This window comes from Paenibacillus sp. 01T422 (assembly GCF_056398785.1).
In genome coordinates this window covers 1-3,272 of the sequence record NZ_JBFTQB010000761.1, presented here as the reverse complement: position 1 = coordinate 3,272, position 3,272 = coordinate 1, and the positions used below count along the sequence as shown (strand labels likewise).

5 protein-coding genes are annotated in these 3,272 nt (G+C 49.1%); all 5 read left to right on the top strand.

The window, feature by feature from the left end:
* A partial coding sequence (locus AC1DUA_RS30690) for a glycoside hydrolase family 88 protein (RefSeq protein ID WP_477503350.1) occupies positions 1-445 on the top strand: 445 nt, incomplete at its 5' end.
* Between the two features lie 13 nt (positions 446-458).
* On the top strand, positions 459-1,574 hold the full coding sequence (locus tag AC1DUA_RS30685; RefSeq protein WP_477503351.1) for a rhamnogalacturonan acetylesterase: 1,116 nt from the start codon (positions 459-461) through the stop codon (positions 1,572-1,574).
* Positions 1,575-1,599: 25 nt separating this feature from the next.
* The gene (locus AC1DUA_RS30680; RefSeq protein ID WP_477503349.1) at positions 1,600-2,010 is read left to right on the top strand and encodes a glycosyltransferase; all 411 of its coding nucleotides are present in this window, start codon (positions 1,600-1,602) and stop codon (positions 2,008-2,010) included.
* Complete coding sequence (locus AC1DUA_RS30675) at positions 2,000-2,374, top strand: glycosyltransferase (RefSeq protein ID WP_477503348.1); 375 nt, start codon at positions 2,000-2,002, stop codon at positions 2,372-2,374. The genes AC1DUA_RS30680 and AC1DUA_RS30675 overlap by 11 nt, the downstream gene beginning before the upstream one ends.
* A gap of 111 nt (positions 2,375-2,485) precedes the next feature.
* On the top strand, positions 2,486-3,247 hold the full coding sequence (locus AC1DUA_RS30670) for a C1 family peptidase (RefSeq protein WP_477503347.1): 762 nt from the start codon (positions 2,486-2,488) through the stop codon (positions 3,245-3,247).
* Positions 3,248-3,272: the final 25 nt, after the last annotated feature.

Below are 3,272 nucleotides of genomic sequence, written 5' to 3'. Positions count from 1 at the left end.
CTACTGGGCACGCGGGAATTCATGGGCTGCCATTACGATGGCTCGTGCATTGAGGCTCGTGCATGTGACGCATCCCTCCTTCATGATCATTGAAGGATCACTGCGTGATCAGCTAAGCGCGTTGGTACGTTTGCAGGATGAAAGCGGACTATGGCACACTGTTCTGACGGATAAGGATGCGTATCTGGAAACTTCCGGTTCTGCAGGGATCGCGGCAGCGCTTATCGGAGCAGGTCCGTTATATAATAAATATACGAACAAGTCGATTAAGGGCATTCTCTCACGCATTACAGATGACGGTACGATCACGGGCGTGTCTGCTGGCACAGCGGTGATGCGGGATATCGACGGCTACAAAGGTGTTCCTTACAAAAGGATTCAAGGCTGGGGTCAAGGATTGGGACTCATCTTCTTATCCTCCTTACTTAACCGCAGGGACTGGTAGAGGGTGAAATATGATGAATATACATTTGAAATTTGATTTTGGTCCGGAACAAAGTCCTTCGAAAGAAGGTTTCACGAAAATTAGCCATGATTCTATCTATCAGGAGGAGAATGGCGGCTATGGCTTTATGGCAGGCTCTGAGGTGTATGAGAGGGATCGTGGGAGATCGGGAGCGCTTCGTCAAGACTTTTGCATTCCCGCCCGCGCTGTGTTCCTAGTTGATTTGCCGAATGGCAATTATACGATTCATACACTAATGGGAGATTTGATTACGGCAACAGTTACGGGCTTGAAGGTAGGAGAGGGAAGACTCCTTCTGTCGGAATGCCGCACAGCGGCGGGAGAATTCGTATCTAACAGCTTCAGCGTCCATGTAGCAGACGGACAATTGAAGCTAGCGTTCTCTGGCGCTGCACCGCGCATTAACGCATTGGAGATCATGTCGGCGCCTCAAGCCTCTACCTTGTATTTGGTTGGCGACTCCACAGTAACGGATCAGCCGCAGGATGGATATCCTTACACGGGCTGGGGGCAAATGCTCCCGCTTTTCATCAAAGCGGATGCCTCAGTAGCGAATCATGCGATGTCAGGACGCAGCTCCAAGAGCTTCCTGAATGAAGGACGGTTTGCGCCGATACTTGAGGCGATGACGGCGAATGATTATTTGTTCATTCAATTCGGACATAACGATCAAAAGCTGGACGAGGAGCGGGCGACTTCCCCTTTTACCACCTACAAAGAGCATCTTATGATGTATATTCAGGAAGCTCGGACGCGGGGAGCTGTTCCCATTCTAGTGACGCCAGTGCAGCGGAGATTTTTTGATCAAGCTGGCAAAATCATCGACACACACAGCGACTATATTACGGCTATGAAGCAGTTGGCGGAAGAGGCGGACGTTGTTCTCATTGATTTGGCGGAAGAAAGCAAGCAATTGTTCGAAACGCAGGGTCCTGAGGAAACCAAATCCTTGTTTATGTGGGCATGGCCCGGGGAGTTTCCTAATTTCCCCAAAGGGGCGGAGGATAATACGCATTTCCAAGAAAAAGGCGGTATCGCTATCGCCGAATTAGTTGTTGCGTGCATTCGAGAGCAAAACATACAGCCGCTTTGCCGCTATCTGCGATAAGCGATGGATGAGCTAACGGAACCAGGTGGACCCGTCTGAGACAGACGTGGTTGTGCCTGGTTTTTTCCGTTTGGTGCTGAACGCTTATTTTCCGGATGCTCATAAGCTACCGCCGACGAATCAGGGAGGGACAGAGAAGGTTGTTCATGAACTGACCGAAAGTCTCGTGCAGAGAGGTCACACGGTGACGATTTTTGCAACTAGAGGCAGTCGGACAAGCGCCAAATTAGTTCCTTTTCCAATAGGGCTTCGTGATCAAGGTATCGCCAGTTATGTTTTGCGTAAAATGCCACCGGGTGTAGATGTCATCCATGACCATACCTTCACTTCTGCTCTAGGGATTCGCATGCTGAGCATTCCAACGGTGTGCACGATGCATCTTCCTGTGAAACAACGCGTGAATAATCGCGGGGACTTCGTCTACAATGGCAATTAACCCAAAAGATTATGAGTTCAGTAAATTCATAGGTCCTGTCGGGGGCAAAAGAAAACAAAAGCTGCTTAAATACGCAGCCTGTCTATTATTTCCTACGGTTTGGGAAGAACCTTTTGGGCTTGTAATGATTGAAGCGATGGTGTGCGGTACGCCTGTAATTGCTTTAAATCGTGGCGCCGTCCCAGAGGTCATGGCTGGATTTCCTGAGTTGATATGTCGTTCTGTCCCCGAAATGATTGCCAAAGTCAAGCAAGGGCGTTACCCGGAGCCTGCTGCGCTCCGCAGTTATGTGATCAGGCGGTTTGCCACATCCCTCATGACGAGCAGATACTTAGCCATTTATCAGAAAGCAATGAAAAAATAATAAATTTTGCCGCGCGCGCATGCCCTGGGGTATGCGCTTTTTGCACGCTCCTGCCTATGGGTGAATACACTGGAGTACAATTCCACAAACGGGCAATGGGGAGGAAAACAGATGAGAAGGAAGTTAACGGTAAAGCGGGACCAACGTGACTTTCGCGACTTATTTTACCGCAGCGTCAATTATGTGCGTGAATCTCAGCTGCCCCGCAAAGTCGACTTGCGGAGCAAGCTTTCTCCAATTGTCAATCAAGGGAATTTAGGTTCTTGCACGTCGAATGCCATTGTAAGCGGACTACGTGAATATTGGCTGCGTCAAGAAAGCGATTCATCGCTACGGTTATCCCGACTTTTTCATTATTGGCACGAGAGACAATTAGAAGGTACGGTAAACAGGGATTCGGGCGCAACAGTCCGCGACGGTATGAAAGTGCTTCAGAAAGTCGGTGTTTGCCCAGAAAGCGAATGGCCGTACCAAATTGCTAAATTTAAAGAGAAGCCTGATGGTGACGCTGAGCAAACGGCAGGGAATTATCGAATTGGCAGCTATCATCGCATCCATGATCTGGCGGGAATCAAAGCAGCTTTGGCAGACGGTCAACCTGTTGTCTTCGGAATATATTTGTATGCCTCCTTTGAAAGCCTAGCTGTTCTCCGAACAGGACGTGTCCCTTATCCAGACCGTAAAAAGGAAATGCTTTTAGGCGGGCACGCCATGCTAGCAGTTGGGTACCGGGATGGCAAGAAGAAAGGCCAGGGTGTAGTGATCGTCCGAAACTCTTGGGGAAAAGGTTGGGGTGACCAAGGGTACTGTTATTTGCCCTACTCCTTTTTCAAAAATAATGTGCTGACCTTTGATTATTGGACTGGTAAATGAAGCGTGCTGCTAGGAGGGAATAAGC

Bases quoted from the DNA above. Each gene is read 5' to 3' on its own strand.
- AC1DUA_RS30675 (WP_477503348.1), top strand. From the start codon at position 2,000: ATGGCAATTAACCCAAAAGATTATGAGTTCAGTAAATTCATAGGTCCT.
- AC1DUA_RS30685 (WP_477503351.1), top strand. From the start codon at position 459: ATGAATATACATTTGAAATTTGATTTTGGTCCGGAACAAAGTCCTTCG.
- AC1DUA_RS30670 (WP_477503347.1), top strand. From the start codon at position 2,486: ATGAGAAGGAAGTTAACGGTAAAGCGGGACCAACGTGACTTTCGCGAC.